This is a genomic window from Sphingobacterium ginsenosidimutans (assembly GCF_039536865.1).
Taxonomy (GTDB): Bacteria; Bacteroidota; Bacteroidia; order Sphingobacteriales; family Sphingobacteriaceae; genus Sphingobacterium; species Sphingobacterium detergens.
Genome location: NZ_BAAAZK010000002.1, coordinates 1,644,324 through 1,666,300 on the forward strand (window position 1 = coordinate 1,644,324; position 21,977 = coordinate 1,666,300).

18 protein-coding genes are annotated in these 21,977 nt (G+C 39.4%); 12 read left to right on the forward strand and 6 right to left on the reverse strand.

All coding sequences use genetic code 11. The features are described 5' to 3' along the window. Positions 1–347 precede the first annotated feature (347 nt). From ABFX33_RS06805 to ABFX33_RS06825, 5 genes are all read left to right on the forward strand, one after another. A complete protein-coding gene (locus tag ABFX33_RS06805) occupies positions 348–1,223 on the forward strand; it encodes a helix-turn-helix transcriptional regulator (protein ID WP_346085087.1) in 876 nt (291 codons plus the stop codon). A gap of 83 nt (positions 1,224–1,306) precedes the next feature. Next, positions 1,307–2,533: a TCR/Tet family MFS transporter gene (locus tag ABFX33_RS06810; RefSeq protein ID WP_346085089.1), complete on the forward strand. Its 1,227-nt coding sequence runs from the start codon at positions 1,307–1,309 to the stop codon at positions 2,531–2,533. Positions 2,534–2,804: 271 nt separating this feature from the next. Further along, positions 2,805–3,407, forward strand: coding sequence for a KilA-N domain-containing protein (locus ABFX33_RS06815; RefSeq protein ID WP_428835642.1), 603 nt, complete (start codon positions 2,805–2,807; stop codon positions 3,405–3,407). A gap of 158 nt (positions 3,408–3,565) precedes the next feature. Next, a complete protein-coding gene (locus ABFX33_RS06820) occupies positions 3,566–4,318 on the forward strand; it encodes a DUF6794 domain-containing protein (RefSeq protein ID WP_346085091.1) in 753 nt (250 codons plus the stop codon). Positions 4,319–4,407: 89 nt separating this feature from the next. After that, positions 4,408–5,616 (forward strand): tetratricopeptide repeat protein, encoded by a 1,209-nt coding sequence (locus ABFX33_RS06825; RefSeq protein ID WP_346085092.1) that lies wholly within the window; start codon positions 4,408–4,410, stop codon positions 5,614–5,616. A 281-nt stretch (positions 5,617–5,897) separates the two neighbouring features. Here ABFX33_RS06825 and ABFX33_RS06830 read toward each other — a convergent pair whose 3' ends face one another. After that, positions 5,898–7,094 carry a GTP-binding protein gene (locus tag ABFX33_RS06830; RefSeq protein ID WP_346085094.1) on the reverse strand — a complete coding sequence of 399 codons (1,197 nt, stop codon included), beginning with the start codon at positions 7,092–7,094 and terminating at the stop codon, positions 5,898–5,900. Between the two features lie 15 nt (positions 7,095–7,109). Further along, positions 7,110–7,331, reverse strand: a complete 222-nt coding sequence (locus ABFX33_RS06835; protein WP_346085096.1) for a hypothetical protein — start codon at positions 7,329–7,331, stop codon at positions 7,110–7,112. A 285-nt stretch (positions 7,332–7,616) separates the two neighbouring features. Here ABFX33_RS06835 and folE point away from each other — a divergent pair, with 285 nt between their 5' ends. The 3 genes from folE (at position 7,617) to ABFX33_RS06850 (ending at position 10,370) form a co-directional block, all read left to right on the forward strand. Further along, positions 7,617–8,282 (forward strand): GTP cyclohydrolase I FolE, encoded by a 666-nt coding sequence (gene folE / locus ABFX33_RS06840; protein ID WP_346085098.1) that lies wholly within the window; start codon positions 7,617–7,619, stop codon positions 8,280–8,282. A gap of 168 nt (positions 8,283–8,450) precedes the next feature. Further along, on the forward strand, positions 8,451–9,752 hold the full coding sequence (locus tag ABFX33_RS06845) for a hypothetical protein (RefSeq protein ID WP_346085100.1): 1,302 nt from the start codon (positions 8,451–8,453) through the stop codon (positions 9,750–9,752). A gap of 162 nt (positions 9,753–9,914) precedes the next feature. Continuing rightward, positions 9,915–10,370, forward strand: coding sequence for a hypothetical protein (locus ABFX33_RS06850; protein WP_346085101.1), 456 nt, complete (start codon positions 9,915–9,917; stop codon positions 10,368–10,370). On the opposite strand, the gene ABFX33_RS06855 is transcribed toward ABFX33_RS06850, so the two are convergent. Then, positions 10,367–12,658: a glycosyl hydrolase family 95 catalytic domain-containing protein gene (locus ABFX33_RS06855; RefSeq protein ID WP_346085102.1), complete on the reverse strand. Its 2,292-nt coding sequence runs from the start codon at positions 12,656–12,658 to the stop codon at positions 10,367–10,369. The genes ABFX33_RS06850 and ABFX33_RS06855 overlap by 4 nt on opposite strands. A 276-nt stretch (positions 12,659–12,934) precedes the next feature. Between ABFX33_RS06855 and ABFX33_RS06860 the strand changes: the two genes are divergently transcribed. Both ABFX33_RS06860 and ABFX33_RS06865 read left to right on the forward strand, forming a co-directional pair. Further along, positions 12,935–13,522 (forward strand): GNAT family N-acetyltransferase, encoded by a 588-nt coding sequence (locus ABFX33_RS06860; RefSeq protein WP_346085104.1) that lies wholly within the window; start codon positions 12,935–12,937, stop codon positions 13,520–13,522. A 9-nt stretch (positions 13,523–13,531) separates the two neighbouring features. Next, entirely contained in the window at positions 13,532–14,722 is a 1,191-nt protein-coding gene (locus ABFX33_RS06865) for an MFS transporter (protein ID WP_346085105.1), read from the forward strand. A 388-nt stretch (positions 14,723–15,110) separates the two neighbouring features. Here the strand turns inward: ABFX33_RS06865 and ABFX33_RS06870 are convergent, their stop codons facing one another. Next, positions 15,111–16,286: a S41 family peptidase gene (locus tag ABFX33_RS06870; RefSeq protein ID WP_346085106.1), complete on the reverse strand. Its 1,176-nt coding sequence runs from the start codon at positions 16,284–16,286 to the stop codon at positions 15,111–15,113. A gap of 276 nt (positions 16,287–16,562) precedes the next feature. Here ABFX33_RS06870 and ABFX33_RS06875 point away from each other — a divergent pair, with 276 nt between their 5' ends. Then, a complete protein-coding gene (locus ABFX33_RS06875) occupies positions 16,563–18,053 on the forward strand; it encodes a catalase (protein WP_346085108.1) in 1,491 nt (496 codons plus the stop codon). 63 nt (positions 18,054–18,116) lie between these two features. Here ABFX33_RS06875 and ABFX33_RS06880 read toward each other — a convergent pair whose 3' ends face one another. After that, positions 18,117–19,796, reverse strand: a complete 1,680-nt coding sequence (locus ABFX33_RS06880) for a M60 family metallopeptidase (protein WP_346085110.1) — start codon at positions 19,794–19,796, stop codon at positions 18,117–18,119. Between the two features lie 411 nt (positions 19,797–20,207). Between ABFX33_RS06880 and ABFX33_RS06885 the strand changes: the two genes are divergently transcribed. Next, positions 20,208–21,146: a proline dehydrogenase family protein gene (locus ABFX33_RS06885; protein WP_346085111.1), complete on the forward strand. Its 939-nt coding sequence runs from the start codon at positions 20,208–20,210 to the stop codon at positions 21,144–21,146. Between the two features lie 227 nt (positions 21,147–21,373). Here the strand turns inward: ABFX33_RS06885 and ABFX33_RS06890 are convergent, their stop codons facing one another. Continuing rightward, positions 21,374–21,697 carry a hypothetical protein gene (locus ABFX33_RS06890; protein ID WP_120258854.1) on the reverse strand — a complete coding sequence of 108 codons (324 nt, stop codon included), beginning with the start codon at positions 21,695–21,697 and terminating at the stop codon, positions 21,374–21,376. Positions 21,698–21,977 lie beyond the last annotated feature (280 nt).

Genomic DNA, 21,977 nt, shown 5'->3' on the forward strand with positions numbered 1-21,977 from the left:
GCATTTTGAAATTTTATTGTCATGGGATAATATATAGCTTTTCTAAATTGCACACTTACCGTTATGCTCTATTTTAATATTAAATAAAGCTGCGCTAGAATTATTTACGCCACAATATTTTACAGACATAGATAGTGAAAACTTTGAAACAATTTAGCATTGCTTCCAACACTGATAATACCTCCCCTATTATCATTACCAATGTCTGGGACAGCTGTGCTAGTTCGTATAGCAAAAGAAGTCTGTAGATAATAGGATCTGGGGAAAAGACGCGGTATGTGAGGAGTATCTGAGCGATACCGAAAAGTCGAGATTTGCCATACAAATGAATTTGACGATATTTGAATATGGCACTATCCCTTACCTCCGACAATGTGTATAAACTATACAATATTGATCGTTCCAAAAAGATAGAAGGAATTGCTGTGCTCCAGCAAAAGCACGTCAAGGGGCAAGCGTATGCAGAACATCCACGCCTATTTGATGGATTGATTCTTGCGTTCATGGTCAATGGTTCTATGAAAGCCCGTATCCATTTCTTGGAGTACGAACTTTGTGCAGGCCAGATTGCGATTGTGCAACCTCAATTAATGATAGAGACGCTATCCATGACTGAAAATGCAGAGATCATTACCATCGGTCTTTCTTTGGATTTTATTACGGCATTTCCGATGCTGCATGAGTTTGTCATGAACAACCAGATTCGCTGGCAGCCTGTACTGAGTCTTCAAGCTGAAGAAATGACCATAAAAAATGAATTGCTAAGCCTTATACAAAAGGTATATCACAAAAATCAAAGTCCTAAAAAAATCGAAATGCTGCGGCATCTTGTCATTTCACTGATGAGCCTGATCTCGGAGTCTTATACCGCGCTAGCTGATCACGATAATCCCGTAAAAAGCCGTACACATGAAATTATTGATGACTTCTATCTGTTGATTTCAAAATATGCCACCCAAGAGCGTAGTGTTTATTTTTATGCGGAGAAACTCCATCTCACACCGCAATACCTCTCTACTTTCCTCAAACAGAAAACAGGAAAGTCTATCTTACAATGGATTGATTATGTCACACTCATGCATGCCAAGACCTTACTCAAATCAACCAGTCTGTCGATCAAACAGATCAGCAACCAGCTAAATTTTGATGAACCAAGCGTATTTTGCCGGTTCTTTAAACGTCTATCTGGTACCTCACCTGGTGTTTTCAGAAACCGACCATAATAATCTGCTCAATCTTACAAATTGTACATACAGACCATAAAAGTGTAAAACATCTGCGATGGATTGCTGCCTACTTTTACAGCATGAAAATCGCAACAAAAAAAGCAGCTATCGGTTTTATATTTGTGACCTTGCTGATCGACATTACAGGATGGGGAATCATACTTCCAGTGGTTCCAAAACTTATTCAAGAACTTATACATGCGGATATCAGCGAAGCGGCTACCTACGGCGGATGGCTTGGTTTTGCCTATGCCTTTACGCAATTTTTATTTTCGCCTATCGTAGGTAACCTCAGTGACAGATACGGACGACGGCCAATTATTTTAATCTCACTTTTTGGATTTGCCGTAGACTATATTTTCCTGGCACTAGCCCCCACGATAAGTTGGCTATTTCTGGGAAGGGTAATTGCAGGGGTTACAGGTGCCAGCATGTCGACCGCTAGTGCCTATATCGCGGACATATCAACAAATGAAGATCGGGCCAAAAATTTTGGGATGATCGGTGCCGCACTCGGGCTTGGTTTTATAATTGGTCCCGTAATCGGTGGCCTGCTTGGACAATTTGGGGCGAGGGTTCCGTTTTACGCCGCCGCAGCTCTATGTCTGCTGAATTTCATGTATGGCTATTTTATTCTACCTGAAAGTTTGGATAAGGAAAAACGGAGACCATTTGATTGGAAACGTGCCAATCCGATTGGTTCATTTAAATTTTTAGCGAGATATCCGAAGATCTCAGGCCTTGTGACGGCATTGATATTGACTTACATCGGTATCCACGCCGTGCAGAGCAACTGGCATTTTTTTACGATGTACAAATTTGGATGGGATGAGCAAATGGTGGGTTATTCGTTGGGTTTGCTGGGATTACTATTGGGACTGGTGCAGGGAGGGCTGATCCGGTGGACCTCGCCTAAATTAGGTGAGCAACGAAGTATTTACTATGGTTTGTTATGTTACGCCGTAGGCCTGCTTTTATTTGCATTTGCCAGTGAAGGCTGGATGATGTTTGCTTTCCTGATCCCCTATAGTCTCGGCGGTATATGTGGTCCTGCCCTACAATCGGTTATTACAAAAAATGTACCTGAAAATGCACAGGGGGAGCTTCAGGGAGCCTTGACCAGTTTGGCAAGTGTCACGGCAATTGTAGGTCCTCCAATGATGACGAATCTGTTTTATTACTTTACGCAGGATAGTGCACCGTTCACATTTACCGGAGCCCCTTTCTTTCTCGCCGCGCTATTGATGGGCATCAGTGTCGTGATCGTACGTATCGCTTTTAAAAAAGATAATCGGAAACAGGGATAATGTGTACTTTATCCTTTATAGTTTACTGCGTTGAATAGGGATTTCATTTTTTTATACTTCCCAATTTATGAACTTTCTATGTAAAAGAAATTTTGATCCTAAGATAGTTGGTTTTATTGAAAACCGAAGATTGTGAGAAACCGGGCCTAGCCCCGAAGCCACACGTGCACAGGCCCGGTTTCCCATCCTCATCTTTCAAAATCAGATAAAAATTATTGGACTTTGGGAAAGCATCTATAACCCGCTTTTTAATTATGGCGAATTCGCCATAATTAAAAGTCAGGCAGGACTCAATAACTATAAAATCAGTGCTAAAGATTGGGTTGAAAAGACAAATGCCATCGGCTTAAAAGCGACCGCAGGAAGATATGGAGGGACTTATGCACATCCTGATATAGCTTTTCAATTCGGCATGTGGATTAGCCCCAATTTTAAAATTTACCTGATCAAAGAATTTCAACGTCTCAAAGACGATGAAAACGATCGTTTAAAATTAAACTGGAATTTACAAAGAACCTTAGCCAAGCTGAATTATCAAATCCATACAGATGCTATCAAAGAAAACCTTATTCCAGCAGAAATTACCAAGCAACAATCCAATTTCGTTTATGCGAGTGAAGCGGATCTGCTGAATGTGGCACTATTTGGAATGACAGCGAAAGAATGGCGAGATACTAATTCCGACAAGAAGGGCAATATTCGAGAATACGCGATCATAGAACAGTTAGTCGTGCTAAGCAAAATGGAAAGTATAAATGCGTTATTAATTCAACAAGGTCTACCTCAAAATGAACGGTTTATACAACTGAATAAAGTAGCGGTGGTCCAAATGAAGTCACTCATAGAAAATAAGGCCGTTAAAAAATTGAAATAAGAAGCTAGCACGAGTTTTACCAGTCAAATTTGACTCAAATTAGCCAGTCAGAGATTTTAGAAATAAATATCTTCTGATATAATAAATTCATTAAATTAGTTCAAGTGTCTATTTAAAAATCTAATTACCCGAATTTAAAACTGCTTTATACCAATTATATGGCTACGCAAAAATTTATAGTACTTGTACTTATATCAGTTGTTTTGTCATTGTCCTCTGCTTCTGCGCAAAACAACGTCCCTAGAAATTTGAAAGAAACAGCTTCATTCTTAAATCTTAACGTTCCGGACAGCCTAAAAAATTTAATCAAAGGTATTAAAGAGGAAGAGTTCGAAGAATTTGCCAGCGATGAACTTCAAAACGATTTTGAATTAATTGATTCACTTCTTTCTGCCCGAAAATCTTTACTATTTACATATTTAAATAATAAAGGAATCCATAACTTCAAAAAAGACGTGGTTTTGGAATACTATAAACTACAGCTATCAGAGGGTTATGTAAAAGAAGATTCTCTCCTGAAAGTATTCAAGCTGAAGGGAAACAAATTGAAAAAGGAAATTAAACAGCGGATGAGCGCTGATACAATTGCGGGCATTTATATTCCGAAAAACCTTGAAGATTGTTTTGTACAAATAGACTCATTCTGGGATGATAGCACCAAGAATAAAGTAAGAGAAATGACAGAGTCAGAGTTTACTGCTGGTGCACATTTCGGATTTGGAATGTGGATGAGAAATAACTGGGGGCTCTGGGGAGGTTCAAGGCTTTCTGTATATTTCAACAAACAGGGAATAAGACATCCTGACGATATGTCTGGTATCATTCTAACGAGTTATTATAGAAAATTAAAGGGGAAAGATCCCGATGTAAAATCGCAGTTAAAATATTATAAAAAGTATTGGACCTCATAAATGAAACAAAAGGCATACTTAGATACCCTATTGTTGAAGAAGACCTGTACTTACACACCCATGGTTATATTTAAATATAAATCCCATTAATGACCAAAAAATTACTACTCGCATTCATGTCCAAGTATGGTTGGATGAGCCTAATTTTCGGAACAATTGCATTATTTATGCCAATGCCATTTAATCACGTCGGTATGATGGGCATAAATTACTCCTTTTGTCTACTGGGTCTTTCTATTGCTCTGATCATCCACGAGTGGGGACATTGGGTTTTCACGCGGCTGGTCGGTGAATATCCGAAACGCATTGTCATTGGCACAGGTCATATGCTGATGCGTACACATTTCTTTAAAAGCAAGCTAAATCTGAATTCCAAATTTCAAGGGGGTTATGTTATGCTCAATATTAGGGATGGCAAATATTACGGGCTCAAAACATTTGTAGGTGTACTGGGAGGACCTCTGGTCAATATCGCTATCGGAGTTGCTGTAATAATGATGGTTCCGTTTTCCATTGATTTTTCAGACACAATTACTTTCAGTATATGGTTTGGTTATATGCAGTTATTGATAGGACTAGCCAATTTACTGCCCTCGAGAAAAAAAATAAATGGTTTCCCGATGGATTTCGATGGACGAATTATGCTGAACATACTACTGGGAAAATACAAAAAGGAAGCGAGCAGTGAAGCGATAGATCTTAGTCTGGAAGGAGAGGATTATGTAGCAGAACATCGATATGACGAGGCATTAACGAAATTTGAGGAATGTCTAAAACTCTGTTCGGAATCTGGCCCAACACTGACCTCTACCTTTCGGTTTAATATCGGATTATGTTATTTTCATCTGGGGAATTACGACGAAGCGTTGCGCACACTGAAGAAAGTGGAAGATCTATTGACCCTGAAAGAGGTTGAACACTTAGCCGGATATCTACATAATCTTTATGCTAATATCTATCTGGTCCAAGGTGATATCGAGAAGGCTACCGCAGCGGGGCAGCAAGCGCTTCATCTGTTGCCCGAGTTCGATCCTATACGCCATACTTGGGGCTGCATTTTGGTCGAAAACGAAGAATGGGATCGCGGCGAGGAAATGTTGTCCCCACAAATGGATTTTGATTATGTGAACAGCACAACGCTATTGATAGCAATATATTTAACTCTGGTCTATCAACAACAGGGAAAATCAAAAAAGAAAGAACGTTGCTGGGAATTTGTACAGCTCCATCTGGCTGAACTAAACTTGGTAGACAAAGTAATATACGAACGTATATTGCTAAAACTGACAGGACAATAGTCTGTTAAATGCTATAATAAAATAGTGTACGCTCAGGATAGAAATACAAATCCACTGGAGACTGGAAATGATGAAATGAGAAATTGTGACACCATTGGACTGCTAGGTTTTTGGGGATTATTTACCAGCTTAATATATACCTATCGAATTCGATGGGTATATATTAAGCTGGTCTCAATAGCGTTGTGATACCCCCCATTCATAAATAGCCTTTACCACATACTCCAAGCAACTTGTTAAAGGTCTGCAATTTTTACCCAGTATTAGAGGAATAATTAACACTAGATATTTTTGGGAAATTCATCTTTCCACCACGTGAAACGCCAATCATCCGCCTCCTCCTCGGTCAATAAACAAGATTCCAATTCTGTAATATATTTCTCTTTATCCAAATGTTGCCCTATAAACACCAACTCATTTTTACGATCCGCCCATTCAGGATGCCAGCGTTTTAATAGATCCGCTTTTATTTCGGAGTAAATTGGATGTTGGTACCGCATCTCTTCTGGCATGCTACTCCACCACGAACCAGCGCTTTCCAAACGGATACTTCCGCCAGCTTGACTAAAACTAAGTGCAGTATCTGGTCTCGACGCTAGCCAAAATAATCCTTTAGCCCGTATAATATTATGAGGATAATCGTCATTTAAATAACGGTGTAATCGTTGTGGATGGAACGGTCGCTGGGAGCGAAAAACAAAAGATGAAATCCCATATTCTTCAGTTTCGGGAACATGCTCCGCCCCTAGTTCTTTTATCCAACCCGCAGACGAAGAAGCTTCTTCAAAGTCGAACGCACCTGTTCCCATAATTTCTTTTGGATCAACCTGGCCAAATTGAGTACGGATAAGCTTCGCTCCTGGATTAAGTTTACCAATTGCTGCTTCCAAAGTCCCAATGGTCTCCTCCGACACAAGATCTGCTTTGTTCAAAATAATCACATTTGCAAACTCGATCTGATCGGTCAATAAATTTACAATTGTCCTGTTATCCATAAGATCGTCTGCCAACGCCCGATCTAACAAGGTTTCAGAACTGCCAAAATCTTTAGCGAAATTAAAACAGTCCACTACAGTGACCATTGTATCAATATAGCTGAATGATGAAAGGTCAATATTATCATCAGAATCAACGTAACTGAAGGTCTGAGCAACGGGAATTGGCTCTGAAATACCTGTACTTTCAATCAGAAGGTAATCAAATCGATCTTCCTTGGCCAAACGCTCAACCTCAATCATGAGATCTTCCCTTAATGTACAACATATACATCCATTACTCATTTCAACAAGCTTTTCCTCTGTCCGGGATAACACATTCTCACGCTCAACGGATTGTGCATCAATGTTTACTTCACTCATATCATTGACAATGACAGCAACTTTCTGACCTCCTTTGTGATGAAGTATATGATTCAACAAGGATGTTTTACCTGCCCCTAAAAAGCCACTTAGAACTGTGACTGGTAGTTTTTTTTTCATTTTCGCCAAATTAATTTATATTTTTTTCTCTTCTGACCCCAGCACAATACGCATCCAATTTTTTATGTTCTCAAGGTGCTCCATGCCATAATTTGAAATAAAACGTTGCGTCTCCACATTGGAATAATCTTCATAAACTGCCAGGCGTTGCCTGGCAAATTCTACCGTTAAAGGAATACCGCATTTTTTTTCAATACACCATTTCCAGTCATCAAAGTTTTTAGGAATTATACTCATTGTCTTCTTATTTAAAAACAAAACTAAGAACAATAATCCATAAAAGCAATTTAGTTGCATTTGTATTTTTTTCTCTATATTTGAATTATATAGCGCAACGAGCTATGCAATGAAGCTTATACGATTGATGCAACTCGATAAAAAATATTGAAATGAGGACCTTTTAGCTCATCTGTCCAACTGATTTCCTGGAAAGGATAATCCCAGGTTACGAGAGGGCACTAGTCGTTCAAGGTTATCCTCAATAAAGGGATAATAGGTACAAAAATCATTACATCACTATAAATGAATACATTAAAAGATAAAAACACTTCCATAGATGACATAGGCGACTCACATGTCATGACCTCAATAGAAACTCCGATGCGATCAGATGCCTTTGCGGTCTCAACATCAGAAAAAATAAACAGAATTGCCAAACTCTTCTATGGTATCATGCATGAGCTTGGGCTTGACCTAAACGATGATAGTCTGAGTGGAACACCCCATAGAGTTGCTAAAATGTATATCAATGAGTTATTCTACGGGTTAAATCCGCTCAACAAACCCAATCTATCTACCTTTAGCAACAAATATGGCTACAATAAAATTTTGATCGAAAAAGATATCCGAGTGAATTCGGCATGCGAACATCATTTTCTTCCAATTGTAGGGAAGGCACATATTGGTTACCTGGCAAAGGAAAAAGTAATCGGTCTTTCTAAATTGAACCGAATAGTCGATTATTACGCGCATAGACCACAAGTGCAGGAGCGATTAACCATTCAGATATTCAACGAATTAAAATCTATTTTACAGACGGATGATATCATTGTGGTCATCGAAGCAGATCATCTCTGTGTATCAGCGAGAGGAGTAAAAGACATCACAAGCAGTACGCTCACGGTAGAGCACGGTGGGGTCTTTTCAACTGCAGACAAAAGAGCTGAATTTTTTAACTTAATAAAATAAGTGCAGTTGCTTTCGGAGTTAAAGTGATGGAAAATAAGAAAATACGCTAATCAGTCGGGTATCCTTAACTCCCAATGAAAACTTATTGCTTATATCAATAGGTTCCATTTGTTTCAAATCAATAAAAATGGTATTTTAGGATAATTTTCACACATATAACCTATCAGAATGATCCAAAGACTCTTTGCCTTATTTTTATTTGCAAGTTTCGTCAGCCCGATACCGGCTCAGACAAAAGTCTATCATGAAGAGCAAATTAATACGTTTTTCACTGAGCTAAAACAAGCCTCAACCAGAACATTTAAGCTGTGGAACAAAAACCTATATGGTCCGATCTTATTAGTTGATCCGGGAACACGAAAGCTATACGCAAATGAGCCTGATCTACAAGGTGGTCTACAATATTCAACGCATATTTATATAGGTATTCTACCGCAGGAGGTCAATTTTTCAAATACGGCATTAGACTGGAACGGTAAGAGATGGGCTATGATTATGTTGCCGCTTCCTGAACATAGAGATGACCGTATCAATCTACTCGCCCATGAATCATTTCATCGTATACAACCTGAGTTAGGATTTAAATTAAATAATGCTAATAACAACCATTTAGATGAAAAAGATGGGAGAATCAGTTTACGTCTTGAATTTGAAGCCTTAAAGAAAGCGTTGGCTTCATCCGATAAAAAAGAGATAAAAAAACATCTCCGTAGCGCCCTATATTTTAGAAAATTCAGGCATCAGCAGTTCGAAAAAGCAGCTGAAAATGAAAATTTGCTTGAGCTCAACGAAGGAATTGCTGAGTATACTGGAATAATTGTCAGTAGTCGTGATGATCAGTCAACAAAATCTTATCTCACAAAGGGTATGGACCGATCGTTACGTAACCGCACTTTTGTAAGATCATTTGCATATCAAACGATTCCCTCTTATGGCTATCTACTTTTTAAACAAGATAAAAAATGGAATAAAAAGATCAATGCAACAACCGACTTAACGGACTATTTCATGAAGAGATTTGCTACTTTGATACCCTCTACCACAGAAAAAGATTTTAAAGATCTAGCCCTGAAATACAACGGTCAAGTTATATTCGATGAAGAAAATGAAAGGGATTCAGAAAATAAGCGCCTTATCAAAGAGCACAAAACTAAGTTTGTTGAATCTCCACATTTTGAGATCGCCTTCGAGATGATGAATTATTCCTTTGATCCAAGGGCTATTATTCCGGTCGAAAACTTTGGGACATATTATCCAACTACGCGAATTACAGATATTTGGGGCATTTTGACCGTTGAAAAAGGGGCTTTAATAAGTCCTGATTGGAAAAAAGTTTCGCTCTCAATGCCAATATCTATTGATAATAACGTAGTCAAAGGTGACGGATGGGTGCTCGAGCTTAGTGGCAACTACACAATAGAGGTTGATCAGCAAAAAAACAAGTATCTAAAAAAAATGGAAGTGAGATAGATGTCAATGAAATCACCGGCAACTAGATTCTGTAAGGAAAATTCAGTACTGAAAAAGCACTGTAAATTCATTCAAGTCAACATTGATCTATAATATGAATTTTATCAGGTGCCTTTTGGCCTAAAAACACAATTACAATTTATCAAAGAGGATAACGGAAATATGCTAAAGAAATTCAATAACAGGTTTAATTTTTTATCTTCAATTGAAAAAGGAGCAATTCTTTTAAGCATAATACTGCTTATTGCCTCCCTGACGATGCCCGCTGTCTTTGTCGATCGCGGTGGGGAATATCCTGAAGAGATAGGTAGCCTAGTCATGTTTTTAATGGGTTGGTTATCGCCTTTGGCTGGAGCTATTGTATTATTCCTATTTTGGTGTGCTAACCCGATCTACCTGTTTTCTATTTGTACCATATTAAACCGTAACAAAAAAGCTGGTTTTTATCTAAGTCTTGTTCCCTGCTTAATCGCGCTTGCATTCACGCAAATGGACACAATTATGACCAGCGAATCGGGATCCGAATCGACCATAACAGCACTAGCTCCCGGTTATTTTTTATGGCTAAGCAGTTTCCTAGTCTTAACAATAGGAATCGGAATAAAATTGAAAATTTAACCCATTGGCTTAATGGTCAACAAGCCCCCCTGTTTTGCGATAAGCTTTAAATATCCATCTTTTTTACGCTCGATCTTAAATCCATTATTTTGGACTTCACGGTAATCAGCAAAAGGTAATTTCAAGATGGTTTCCCCTCCCTTTTCGGCATAGATCTTCACTTCGGAAACCAATCCATCCACGCGTTTGGCACTCACCAAAAATGCTCCCTCAGCACGCAACTGATCAAAAGCAATGTTCTTCCACGCTGCTGGTACAGCAGGCATAATCTCAATAAAGCCGGCATAGCTTTGTAAAAGCATCTCCTGTATACCGGCCGCAAAAGCGAAATTTCCCTCCAATGTAAAGGGACGATACGTAAACTTAGACAGACCTGATTTTGTCTGATCACCATTCAAATGGAAGCTATTGATCGAACAAAATGCTTCGGCAAAAATCTTTAATGCCTTGGCCGCCCCCGCACCGTCTTTAGCTCTTGCCTTAAGGTTCCCCAACCAAGAATAAGAGTAACCACACCAATAATCCGGTCCCACCGCATCTAGTCGTGCGATGCTATGACGGATGATAGACTGCGCTTTAGCCCCATCTTCCCATTTGATCAGACCTAGGGGATGAATCGCCATCATATTCGAAAAATGGCGATGTGACTGATTATAGTCCATCGATGGCGCAAACTTAAGTTCATCGTTAGCTGTCAACGCATAGTCGCCAAACTCATTCAAAATAGTTGTCCAATGTGCAGCTTCACTCGTAAGCCCCAGATCTGTGGCCAATTCCGCCGCGATCCCAAAAGTATACTTCATCAATGCCAGGTCGTAATTTGTATTCTGCAAAAACCAAGCATTGAGACTATTATCGTTGATCTCCGGGCTTGCACTAATTTCCAATTGGCGGTATCCTTGGGCATCTTTAACCGTCAGCTTTTCCAACAAATTAGCGGTCTTTTTTAGCCATGGATATGCCTTGTTCTTTAAAAATTCACGGTCCATACTATATCGCCATTGCAGGTAATAATGCTGTGCGAGCCAAGAGGATACCGTCGGTGATAATGAATACTGTATCCATCCTCCCATTTCAGTACCATCCAAAGTCGTCACTCCAGGCACCGCTAAACCATCTATACCGAAAAACATCTTGGTATAACGCAAATAATTGTCTTTATTCTCTTCTAAATGATTGATATAGCCCATTGCTTCGTCCAGATGATTGGCACCATAAGCGGGCCAATAACTCAACTGTGTATTGAGATCGTGATGGTAGTCACCTTTCCATGGCGGTATCCGTCCATTATCGGCTGTCCATACGCCTTGCAGTGAAATAGGTGGCGCATCTTTACGGGCCAACGAACCAAATTTATATTGTTCAAGATACCATTGTTTTTCCAACTTTTGATCGGGAATCTGTATTGCGGACTTGCTCCAGAAGCTTTTCCACCAAGAGCTATGAGCCTTCAAATCTTCCTTGAATGATTTTGCGAGTGCAGTTTCGCTTATACGAGAGGCTTCAGTCATGACCTTATTCGGGTAATGACTAGAGATCGTCCAGACTCCCTCTACAGTAGTGTTTCCGACTTTTTTCCATCTGACCGAGATGATATACTGAAATCCTCCCCATCCCTCCTGCCGATAGGTGATGTGGTCACCATTGCGCTTGATATCTCCTTGTTTATAACCCAATCGAGCCAAATCATCTCCACCTACGGGATTTCCTGATACTGTCACAGCACCTTGGTACCGAGGTGCTACGAGTTGCGGCTCAAAATTATCTTTTACATTTTCAAACCGGAACCATCCGTATTGTTTCTCCGCATTTACGAAGGTTTGAAGTTTTGTTCCGCCCGACCACTGTACCTCACAAAGTGCATTGTTTAACGAAAGATGCGCGCGCTTTACCTCGCCCCAACCCTTGGTATCAAACTCCAATGCTCCTCCGGGTATTTTGGTCGGCCCTGGTTCCCGATCATATGGCTCGTCAAAATACTCCTGAACGGGCAGATAATCCTTCTTCTTAACCTGATCGATAACCCATTGAAAACTAAATTCTTTTCTATGCAAGCCCTTCATTGGACGCATATCCCACAGGTCTGCCCTATCCAATGAAAAACGAAGTTTGTCTTGCTTTTGCCAGACCAGTGCTCCTAACCACCCATTACCTATAGGTAAAGCTTCGTCCCATTGATTTGCCAAAGTAGTAAAAGAAAGGTCGTGAGCGGCTTTCGTTTGAGCCTTTGATAGCAATGTGAACAGGCAAAAAAAGAGTCCAAAGCTAATGGATAGTTTCATGTTCATAATTTATTAGGATTATTACGATCATAAACTTACTATTTACGACTGAAAATCCTGTAAACGTAACTGATAAATCACATTAGTCATTAATGGCAGTTTATTGGAGGGCAGGACTTTTTCCCTTCGCATTAAATTCGTTATAAATTTAAATCCGCCGAAAAGCAGTAGAGGTAGTCTAAATTCCCCCTTATTTAAGTCTATTTTACACGCTCTAAAACTCCCTGTCTATCTATATATTTGTGTAGACAAGCTTGAAAAATCATTTTTTAATAAACGGTTATGAAGATAAGAATTGCAAAGGCCTCAGATAAAGATAATGCAATAAGTACTTTGACTCTTGCATTCAGCATGGATCCTATGGTGCGCTGGTCGATACCACAACCAGCAAAGTACTTAGCAGTCTTTCCCGCAATAGCAATAGCTTTTGGCGGAACTTCATTTGAGAGGAAGACAGCATACGTTGCCGAGGATTTTAGTGGTGCCGCCCTATGGCTTCCACCAGGAGCAACATCAGATGAAGAAGCATTATTAGAAGTATTTGATCAGAATGTTGGGAATGAAGTAAAACAAGATTTACCCAGAATTTTTCAGCAGATGGAAAAATTTCGTCCGACACAACCGCACTGGTATTTGCCAATGATTGGCGTAGACCCCACATCTCAGGGTACCGGAATTGGATCAGCGATGATGACCGAGGCCCTAAAAGTAGTTGACGAGGATGGCCTGATCGCCTATCTGGAATCTTCAAATCCCAAAAATATTTCTTTATATGAGCGTCATGGTTTTGAGGTTATTGGTGAAATTCAATCCGGTAGCTCCCCCGTATTAAGACCAATGTTACGTAAGGCACAGTTAAAAAAAGAATAGCCAGAAAAAATGAGACAAGGTGAATTTATTGTACTCTCGGCTTCGGCCATGATACTGACAGCTTTAGGGATCGACATTATGCTGCCGGCATTTAGCGAACTGCGCCAAGACTTTGGACTTGATCCCAAGTCGACAGAGACGGCAAAGATCATTTCTTATTTTTTCTTGGGTCAAATAGCGCAGATTGTATTTGGGACTCTTTCGGATCGATTTGGAAGATTGCCCGTGCTCCGCATTGGCTTCCCTCTTTATATCCTCGGCGGAATTGCTGCAGCTTTAGCTCCTAGCCTTACCCCAATGTTAATTGCACGATTTGTGGCCGGAGTGGGAGCATCAGCAGTTTTTATGACTACGATCGCTGGTGTACGGGATCGCTTTATTGGCAATGAAATGGCTCGAATAATGTCTCTTATTTTTACCGTTTTTCTATTGACACCCGTATTTGCTCCCTTTTTGGGATCAGCTATTTTGCATATTTCTTCCTGGAAGACTGTTTTCTTAATACCGCCTACTTTTGGATTGATCATCTTTTTATGGTCTATGCGTCTTGAGGAATCGTTGCCTAAAACCAAAAGGATACCGCTAAGCTTATCGAGTTTACGTAAGTCAGTGAAAATCGTTCTCAACAATCGTACTTTCCTAAGATACATCACGATTACTACACTGCTTTTTTCAGCGCTCAGTGCATACGTGGCCAGTTCAGAGCATATTATCGGTGAGATCTATAGGGCTCCCACATTATTCAAGTGGATTTTTGGAGGTATGGGGATGTTTATGGCTTTATCGACCTTTACTAATTCGTACCTTTCCTCTCGATATGGAGCAAAGCGTACGGTAAAATTCTTGCTTCTTTTCTATACTTTTATTGCACTTGGTCTGGTAATCTGTGTCTTCCTTTTTGGAGAACCACTCAACATGACGTTCTTTTTTAGTGCCGTTACGCTCTTAATGGCGCTTAATCTAGCTTTAGAGCCCAATAGTAGTGCGCTTGCACTGGAACCGATGGGAGATAGAGCAGGAATAGCATCTTCGATCTACGGTACCATTTTCTTTTCGGTAGGTTCGGTATTGGGATCGGTAATCAGCGCCCGAATGACGGATAGTGTTGTTCCATTAATTGTTGCCTACTTTTTCATCGGAATTATCGCACTGACCCTTGCTTTATGTGATTCCCGTAGTCATCAACAAAAGATTACCTAGTCTCAATAGGTATCTATTTGATAACCTATTAAGAGAATCAGTAAACTTTAGTATTTTACTAAAGTCAATTTAAGAACTCGTTTAATGGATTCCGATACCGCAAAATTGAAGATTCAAATTCGAATAATTAGCACCAACTTGATGTTTTTGTCTAAAATCAAGATTTTTTTCAATGCTTTCTTGTTCTTATTTTCAGCTGCGGTTTTTTCTTTGTGTGTTACCTTCAAGAGATAACTAACAACAAAAAAACAGGCACAAACATAATTGCCAGCAAGGTGTCAACGCTGGTGTTATCTCCTACCCTTTGATACTTCCTGTGTTGATGTCCGCTTTAAAATCCAATCCAATGCTGGATCCCTGCCTTCGCTATAGGCTTTAAATAATGGCATTATTGTTTTATCGGGTAGGACACCATCTGTATTTTTTGCTGAAAACTATAAAATAGTAGTGAGCAGGACACCTCCAGTTTAGAATTAGGCAACTTGAACCACTTGATTTCCTGATATCCATTGGGTCTTGCTCCGGTAGGCTCACCCACCAAAATCGCATTAAGGCAATCTTTAAAATGTACGGCATTGGACATCCCGGCTGAAAACGTACGCCGTCCGATCAGAACATAATAACTGGTTCCGGGATGTAGCGCATTATAGTTTAAAAAAAGAGGAAGCATCAGCTTCAGACCTTTGTCAAAATTTCCGCCTCCATTTAAACGCATATCAATAATAATCTTGCGCGCTTTTTGATGGTTCAAGCTATCATAAATCGTTGTGGTAATTTTTTCAAAATCTTCCCAAGAAGGATATCCCGCAAAGTTAATATAGTACGTATCTGAACGGATAGATTTATGTGCAATAGGCGTGCTCGGTTCCATACCATTCTCCAAAAATAACGGTAACGGCCGAAATGCCCATTGCCAATCTACGGACTGATGGGCAGGTATTGCAGCCACCTTGAGTTCGATGGTCTTTTTGCCGTCCTGAAATTCAAATACAGCAGAATCCCGATTCGAAATAAAACCAAAAGCGGAAAGATATTCGTAGACGCCTAACCGATCTGTCTGCTGCTTGAGCAGATAGGTCTTCGATTCGCCATGATCTATAATGCTGTTTAATGAGTCCCTGATCTGAGTGATCGGAAAGTTGTTGATAGAAAGAAGCTGCAGCCCCAGCGCTTGCTTATACTTTGCCTCACTTTGGATTAAGATCACCTGCTTACCAAAAATAAAAAAATCCAGTGGATACCTGTGAAAATCTCCTGGATCGGAAAGCATTGTATGCCCATCCCCAGCGAGTGATACAAATTGCTTATACCTCAACAGAATCTGTTCATTGCTGAGTTTGGCTATTTCATTAAAAATAGCATGGTATTTTTGATCGAAAACGGTCTTTGGTGTAAAATGGTATAAATTGAGGTGGTTTGTACGGAGGCTATCATATAAAGCATGAAAATCTTCCTGCCATTGTTCTTTTGTCAGCTGACTGTACGGAAGATCAACCGTCTTGTCCTGCCCATAACTATTAAGACCCAACCAAAGCAACAGAAAAATGAAATAACACCTTATCATACGGAATTTTAAAACAACTAATATTATTTATTTCACTACAAGATACGTACCTAACTTAAAAACACACAATTTCATTCCTTATTGTTTCTGATCGGATACCAACAAAATTTTGATAGGTTTAAATGGCCAAATTCATTTTGTTGGACCAGCAGTTTTTAGATCAACTGGATGACATATCGATCTTAAATCTAAGATATTTTTATAGAACGATAAGATCGTTGACAAGATTTAGCAACGGATTGAACAAGGTATTCATAACAAAGTAAATTTAAAAAAATGGAAAAGAAAAAGTTAACAAATCGAACGGGTGCTCCTGTAGCTGATAACACAAATATTTTGACAGCAGGGGCGCGTGGACCTGCACTTTTACAGGATGTGTGGTTTTTGGAGAAGATGGCGCATTTTGACCGTGGTGTCATTCCGGAAAGGAGAATGCATGCAAAAGGCTCGGGTGCTTATGGCAAATTTACTGTAACGCACGATATAACGAAATATACCAAAGCAAAACTTTTTTCAGAAATAGGTAAGGAAACTGATCTTTTTATGCGTTTCTCTACCGTCGCTGGAGAACGTGGGGCAGCAGATGCTGAAAGGGATATCCGAGGATTCTCCATTAAGTTTTATACCGAAGAGGGAAATTGGGATCTTGTAGGAAACAATACGCCGGTATTCTTTCTACGAGATCCATTACGATTTCCAGACCTTAACCAAGCTGTAAAAAGGGACCCCAAAACCAACATGCGTAGCGCAGACAATAATTGGGACTTCTGGACATTGATCCCCGAATCGCTTCATCAAGTAACGATAGTAATGAGTGATCGGGGTATCCCAAAATCATACCGAACGATGCATGGTTTCGGTAGTCACACCTTCAGTTTCATCAGTGCAGACAAAAAACGATACTGGGTCAAATTCCATTTCAAGTCACAACAGGGGATTGAAAATTTGACCAACGAAGAAGCTGCTATTTTAATCGGAGATGATAGGGAGAGCCATCAAAGGGATTTGATGGACAATATTAACAATGGAAATTTTCCTAAATGGACTTTATATGTACAGATCATGAATGAGGAGGATGCTTATTCATATCACATCAACCCCTTTGATCTCACAAAAGTATGGCCCCATAGGGACTATCCGCTGATTCCGGTCGGTGAGCTGGAGTTAAATAGAAATCCAGAAAATTATTTTGCTGAAGTGGAACAGGCGGCCTTCAATCCAGCTGCGATCGTGCCCGGAATAGGATTTTCACCAGATAAAATGTTACAAGGGAGGTTGTTTTCTTATGGTGATACCCAACGCTATCGCCTCGGAACAAATCACCATCAAATACCTGTCAATGAACCGAAATGTCCCTATCACTCCTATCATCGGGATGGTCCAATGCGCGTTGATGGAAATTATGGTGGTACCATCGCTTATCAACCAAACAGCTTTAATCAATGGGAAGATCAGCCAAATTTTGACGAACCGCCATTGAAAGTGACCGGCGAAGCTGCACATTGGGATCATCGAGAAGATCAAGATTATTTTAGTCAACCTGGTGATCTCTTTCGATTGATGACAACAGAAAAAAGAAAATTGCTTTGCACAAATACAGCCAAAGAGGTTGGCAAAGCACAGCAGTTTATCCAAATTAGACATGTCAGAAATTGCTATAAGGCGGATCCTGAATATGGGAAAGGTGTCGCTGCAGCATTGGGCCTATCCATGGAGACCGTCTTCGAATACGAAGGATACGAAATGAAAAGGTTTGAATCTAGATAAACAAACAGAGACCGGTGGACTAGACCGGTCTCTGCTTAATAATTTTGATATAGAAAGCTTCTATTAATAGACCGTTACTTCAGCCATAGCTGCATTTTGCGTACCATCAAATGCAGATTTGAAGATAAGTTTAAAATAACGGAATGATTTCACTGCCGGCAAGGCGACATTTTGTGGAGTGACGACATTTTGTAGCACAAACTGACCTTCACTATTCCAATTTACATTATCCTGGCTCACCTGGATCTCTATATCTTTAACTCTTCGCGAACCATTTCGCTGTGTAAAAGTAAAGCCTGTTACTGCAATATCTTTTTTCATATCAATGGTAATAAAATAGGGGTATGTACCTGGGTTGCTCGACCATCTTGAATGCCAGTAACTCGCAGCATTACCATCAATCATATTTGCTGCTCTTCCATTTTCGGAAGCTGTTTCTTGATTGGTATAGCCTATAACGAGCCATTTGTTTTCCCAATTTGGATCGTCAGTTTTGCTCGTAAGATCTTCTGCAGGTGTTGGTAAATTGAGATTTTCGATTTCAGTATAGACAGATTCATTCACTTTAAGCCCCCATTTCCGGAAAAATGCACTCAGATTCTTGCCAGAAATAGTACAGGCCTTCAACATAAAATAACGCATCTGTTGTTCTCTTGTAGAAAACGTTGCTTGTTCGACGCGTGTTTCCTTGTGCAAGGTCTGGTAAAAGTTATCGCCAAATGCCAACCACAACTGTTGGAACATCGCCAACCGAACAAAAAGCGAGGTACTACTTGCATTGAAATCCTTTTCAGCGTAAGGAATTACCAAATAATCCATCGCATCAACCCAAACGTTATCTCGTGTCAGCCGAGATGTTAGATGTCCCATTTTTCGCTCCGCTGCAAGGGAGTAGATATTAACGGTAACCTCGCCAAGTGCATCCCAGGTCCAGGCTCCTTGCTGATGCATATGTCCTAGTTCGTGCCACGGCCCCCATCCATTATTACGTGCTCCGTCAACAGTCAATAATATATTCATTGCGCTACTGATATAAGCTGTACGATACCAGGTTGCTACCATAAAATAGTCTGTATTATCGGTCTCGGTCATCAAAAGTTTATGGACATTTTCTTTATGTTCGGCAGAAGAATTGTCAATACCACTTATGGAATATTCTGCTTTGGTAATCTCATCAAAAGTCTGCATCAATTGTTGCTGATTTTCCTGTCTATATTCCAATGCTTTAGTACGAGAAGCTACCAACATCGTTTCATTACTTTCCAAAATAACATCGGGAGCTGTTGTCCATGTGTCTAACATCGTTTGCCATTGTGCATTTGTTGTCTTTCCTAGCACAAAGTGCGGCGTAGGTCGATGCCCGCTTCTAAATTCAAGCTGAACTTTACCACTTGCTATACTATTGTCATTTGAATTATACCGGATGTATAGAAGACCACCATACGCATCTGCCTGAATGGTATTAACTCCTGCGGTCAATGGAACAACTGTTGGATTCCACTTCGCTTTATACCTAGAATAAGTGCCTATTAAAAGTGTAGGAACACCACTACCATCTTCCAATTGCTCCATATGAATCGTTAAGGTTTCATTGGGAGCAACATAGAATCCCGTTGCTGTAAAATCTGAAGCGGGATTTCGTTGTCCCAACCGTTTGGCCTCCTTTGTACCAGATGGAACTTCATTAAAAACTTGGATAGTATCATAACTGATCGCTAAACTATCAATCGGAACTTCTTCCATTACTACTACATTTTTCTGACACGCAGAAATGATTAAAACAGCTGTCAAAAACCATAATTTAATTGCATTTTTTAACATAATAAAAAAGTTAATGTTATATAATTGATTAAATAATATTACTAATTTAGCTAAAATTAAAGTTATTACCACTCTCTTAAACATTATAACTACAGAATTTGCTATACTACCGGATCTGCAAGGGTGTATCCTTCTTTGTAAAAACCATTTAACCATATGCCCGAATAGAGGAGATATGTTCCCCGTAAACTGACAATATCACCGACGGAGAGTTCTTTCGTCTACTGTATCATATTATTAATTAAAAATTGATTTTTCCTACCGAAAATAGGGATTTCATTTTTTCTACTTTCTATTTTTTGTATTTTACATAGTTAATTTTAAGATTGCTAAATGGAACAATTACTTACAGCTGGTGCTGAAGCACTGAGGAAAGCTGCATTAAATGAAGATGCTAAAGCTTATATTTTGAATAATGAAGCACTTTACAAACTAATGAAGAAAGCCGCTGACCGATATATTGGCGGTGAAAATCTTACGCAAACCCTAACCAAAGTACAAGCTTCAAATGATAGTGGTTTTAAGTGCTCGATCGAGTATATGGGCGAAAGTACACGGACTATTCATGAAGCTGAAAAAGCAACTACTGAATTTTTGGGCATCTGCGATGCAATACAGCAACACAATCTCAATTCAACGATTTCACTTGACCTTTCGCACATTGGACTGGAAATCTCTGAAAACCTCTGTTATGAAAATCTTTCCAATATATGTGAATCAGCCAAAGGTAAAGAAGTGATCATAAGTGCCGAAGGAACGGAAAGGACTGACAACATATTAAAGCTCTATCAGAAGGGCTCTAAAGAATTCTCAAACTTGTCCATCACATTGCAGGCTTATCTCCATCGAACAACGGATGATTTTGATGCGATGTGCAAAGAAAGAGGACGTATCCGCATCGTGAAAGGAGCTTTCGAAACAGCCAAAGGCTTATCGCTACCACGCGGTCAGGAACTCAATGAACGCTATCTTTACTACGTCGAACAGCTGCTTTCAAAAAGTCATTTATGCTCCATTGCAACACATCACCATGAAATTCAACAGGGGGTCAAAAAGCTTATTGATAGATTACAGCCTGCAAAGGGATGCTATGAATTTGAAAGTTTATATGGCATACAGACAGAGCAGCTAGCACAATTGAGAGATGAAGGGTATCCAACAAAACTGTATTTCGTATATGGTCAAGAATGGTATCTCTATCTTTGCAACAGATTAGCCGAATATCCGCTAAATTTATTCAGAGCACTACAGGACATTGTCGAGACGCAGTAATCATTTAGGTTATTAGTATAAATCTCATTAATGATCAAAATTACTACTACAAGAATATTAGGAGTAACTCCATTCAAACACATATCAATAAAAGACGAAAGGCCTTAGAAAAAACTTCGCCTTTTTGTAGATAAATAAGATAGTCTTTGTATCCAATTATTAGGCTTTGAATTTAAAAAGAAAGTGAAGTTTCTATCAAACTTCACTTTCTAAAATCGGAGTAATATCTAAAGATCTACACCATAATAAATTTCAATTTCCCGATAGACAGACTGATGTGCTCGCTCTATTGCGTCATTTGCAGAATAGCCATATTTAAGATATACATCTAAGTAAGCATTAAAAAGCTGTGTCCAATATCCAGGGCCTCTTCTTCCCTGAGCATCCATCTGATTATCCAACTTTTGTCTTGACTGAAGATCTAACTGAGGGGTGCTTTCTGCTGAAATCTCTAAACTCTGTTTTGACGCGCTCTGTTGAGCCTTTGCTACGTCAGGGGTCAACGCCGCAAATGATACTAAGGCAATGCCTGCAAAAATTAATTTCTTCATATTTCTATCTTTTATAATTAAACTAGTTTGGATGCTTTTAAAACAAGCTAAACCATTAAGCTTCTTTTCTATACGGATAAAAATCAGATTAAATAATTGCTCTTACAACCATGGTTCTATATTTGGAGTGGATACACTTATATCCGTCGCATTTGGAACAAAATATGTAATTCCTTATAAGCTAGCGCATATCAAAAACAATTAGATTATCAACATTTGGAAAAACAGGGATTGATGTTCGGGGAGGAAAATGGTTTCATTCAAGATCATCAAGATTAAT

Excerpts from the sequence above, each read along its gene's own strand:
- ABFX33_RS06805 (WP_346085087.1), top strand. The coding sequence starts at position 348 with ATGGCACTATCCCTTACCTCCGACAATGTGTATAAACTATACAATATT.
- ABFX33_RS06810 (WP_346085089.1), top strand. The coding sequence starts at position 1,307 with ATGAAAATCGCAACAAAAAAAGCAGCTATCGGTTTTATATTTGTGACC.
- ABFX33_RS06820 (WP_346085091.1), top strand. The coding sequence starts at position 3,566 with ATGGCTACGCAAAAATTTATAGTACTTGTACTTATATCAGTTGTTTTG.
- ABFX33_RS06825 (WP_346085092.1), top strand. The coding sequence starts at position 4,408 with ATGACCAAAAAATTACTACTCGCATTCATGTCCAAGTATGGTTGGATG.
- ABFX33_RS06830 (WP_346085094.1), bottom strand. The coding sequence starts at position 7,094 with ATGAAAAAAAAACTACCAGTCACAGTTCTAAGTGGCTTTTTAGGGGCA.
- ABFX33_RS06835 (WP_346085096.1), bottom strand. The coding sequence starts at position 7,331 with ATGAGTATAATTCCTAAAAACTTTGATGACTGGAAATGGTGTATTGAA.
- folE (WP_346085098.1), top strand. The coding sequence starts at position 7,617 with ATGAATACATTAAAAGATAAAAACACTTCCATAGATGACATAGGCGAC.
- ABFX33_RS06845 (WP_346085100.1), top strand. The coding sequence starts at position 8,451 with ATGATCCAAAGACTCTTTGCCTTATTTTTATTTGCAAGTTTCGTCAGC.
- ABFX33_RS06850 (WP_346085101.1), top strand. The coding sequence starts at position 9,915 with ATGCTAAAGAAATTCAATAACAGGTTTAATTTTTTATCTTCAATTGAA.
- ABFX33_RS06855 (WP_346085102.1), bottom strand. The coding sequence starts at position 12,658 with ATGAACATGAAACTATCCATTAGCTTTGGACTCTTTTTTTGCCTGTTC.
- ABFX33_RS06860 (WP_346085104.1), top strand. The coding sequence starts at position 12,935 with ATGAAGATAAGAATTGCAAAGGCCTCAGATAAAGATAATGCAATAAGT.
- ABFX33_RS06865 (WP_346085105.1), top strand. The coding sequence starts at position 13,532 with ATGAGACAAGGTGAATTTATTGTACTCTCGGCTTCGGCCATGATACTG.
- ABFX33_RS06870 (WP_346085106.1), bottom strand. The coding sequence starts at position 16,286 with ATGATAAGGTGTTATTTCATTTTTCTGTTGCTTTGGTTGGGTCTTAAT.
- ABFX33_RS06875 (WP_346085108.1), top strand. The coding sequence starts at position 16,563 with ATGGAAAAGAAAAAGTTAACAAATCGAACGGGTGCTCCTGTAGCTGAT.
- ABFX33_RS06880 (WP_346085110.1), bottom strand. The coding sequence starts at position 19,796 with ATGGAAGAAGTTCCGATTGATAGTTTAGCGATCAGTTATGATACTATC.
- ABFX33_RS06885 (WP_346085111.1), top strand. The coding sequence starts at position 20,208 with ATGGAACAATTACTTACAGCTGGTGCTGAAGCACTGAGGAAAGCTGCA.
- ABFX33_RS06890 (WP_120258854.1), bottom strand. The coding sequence starts at position 21,697 with ATGAAGAAATTAATTTTTGCAGGCATTGCCTTAGTATCATTTGCGGCG.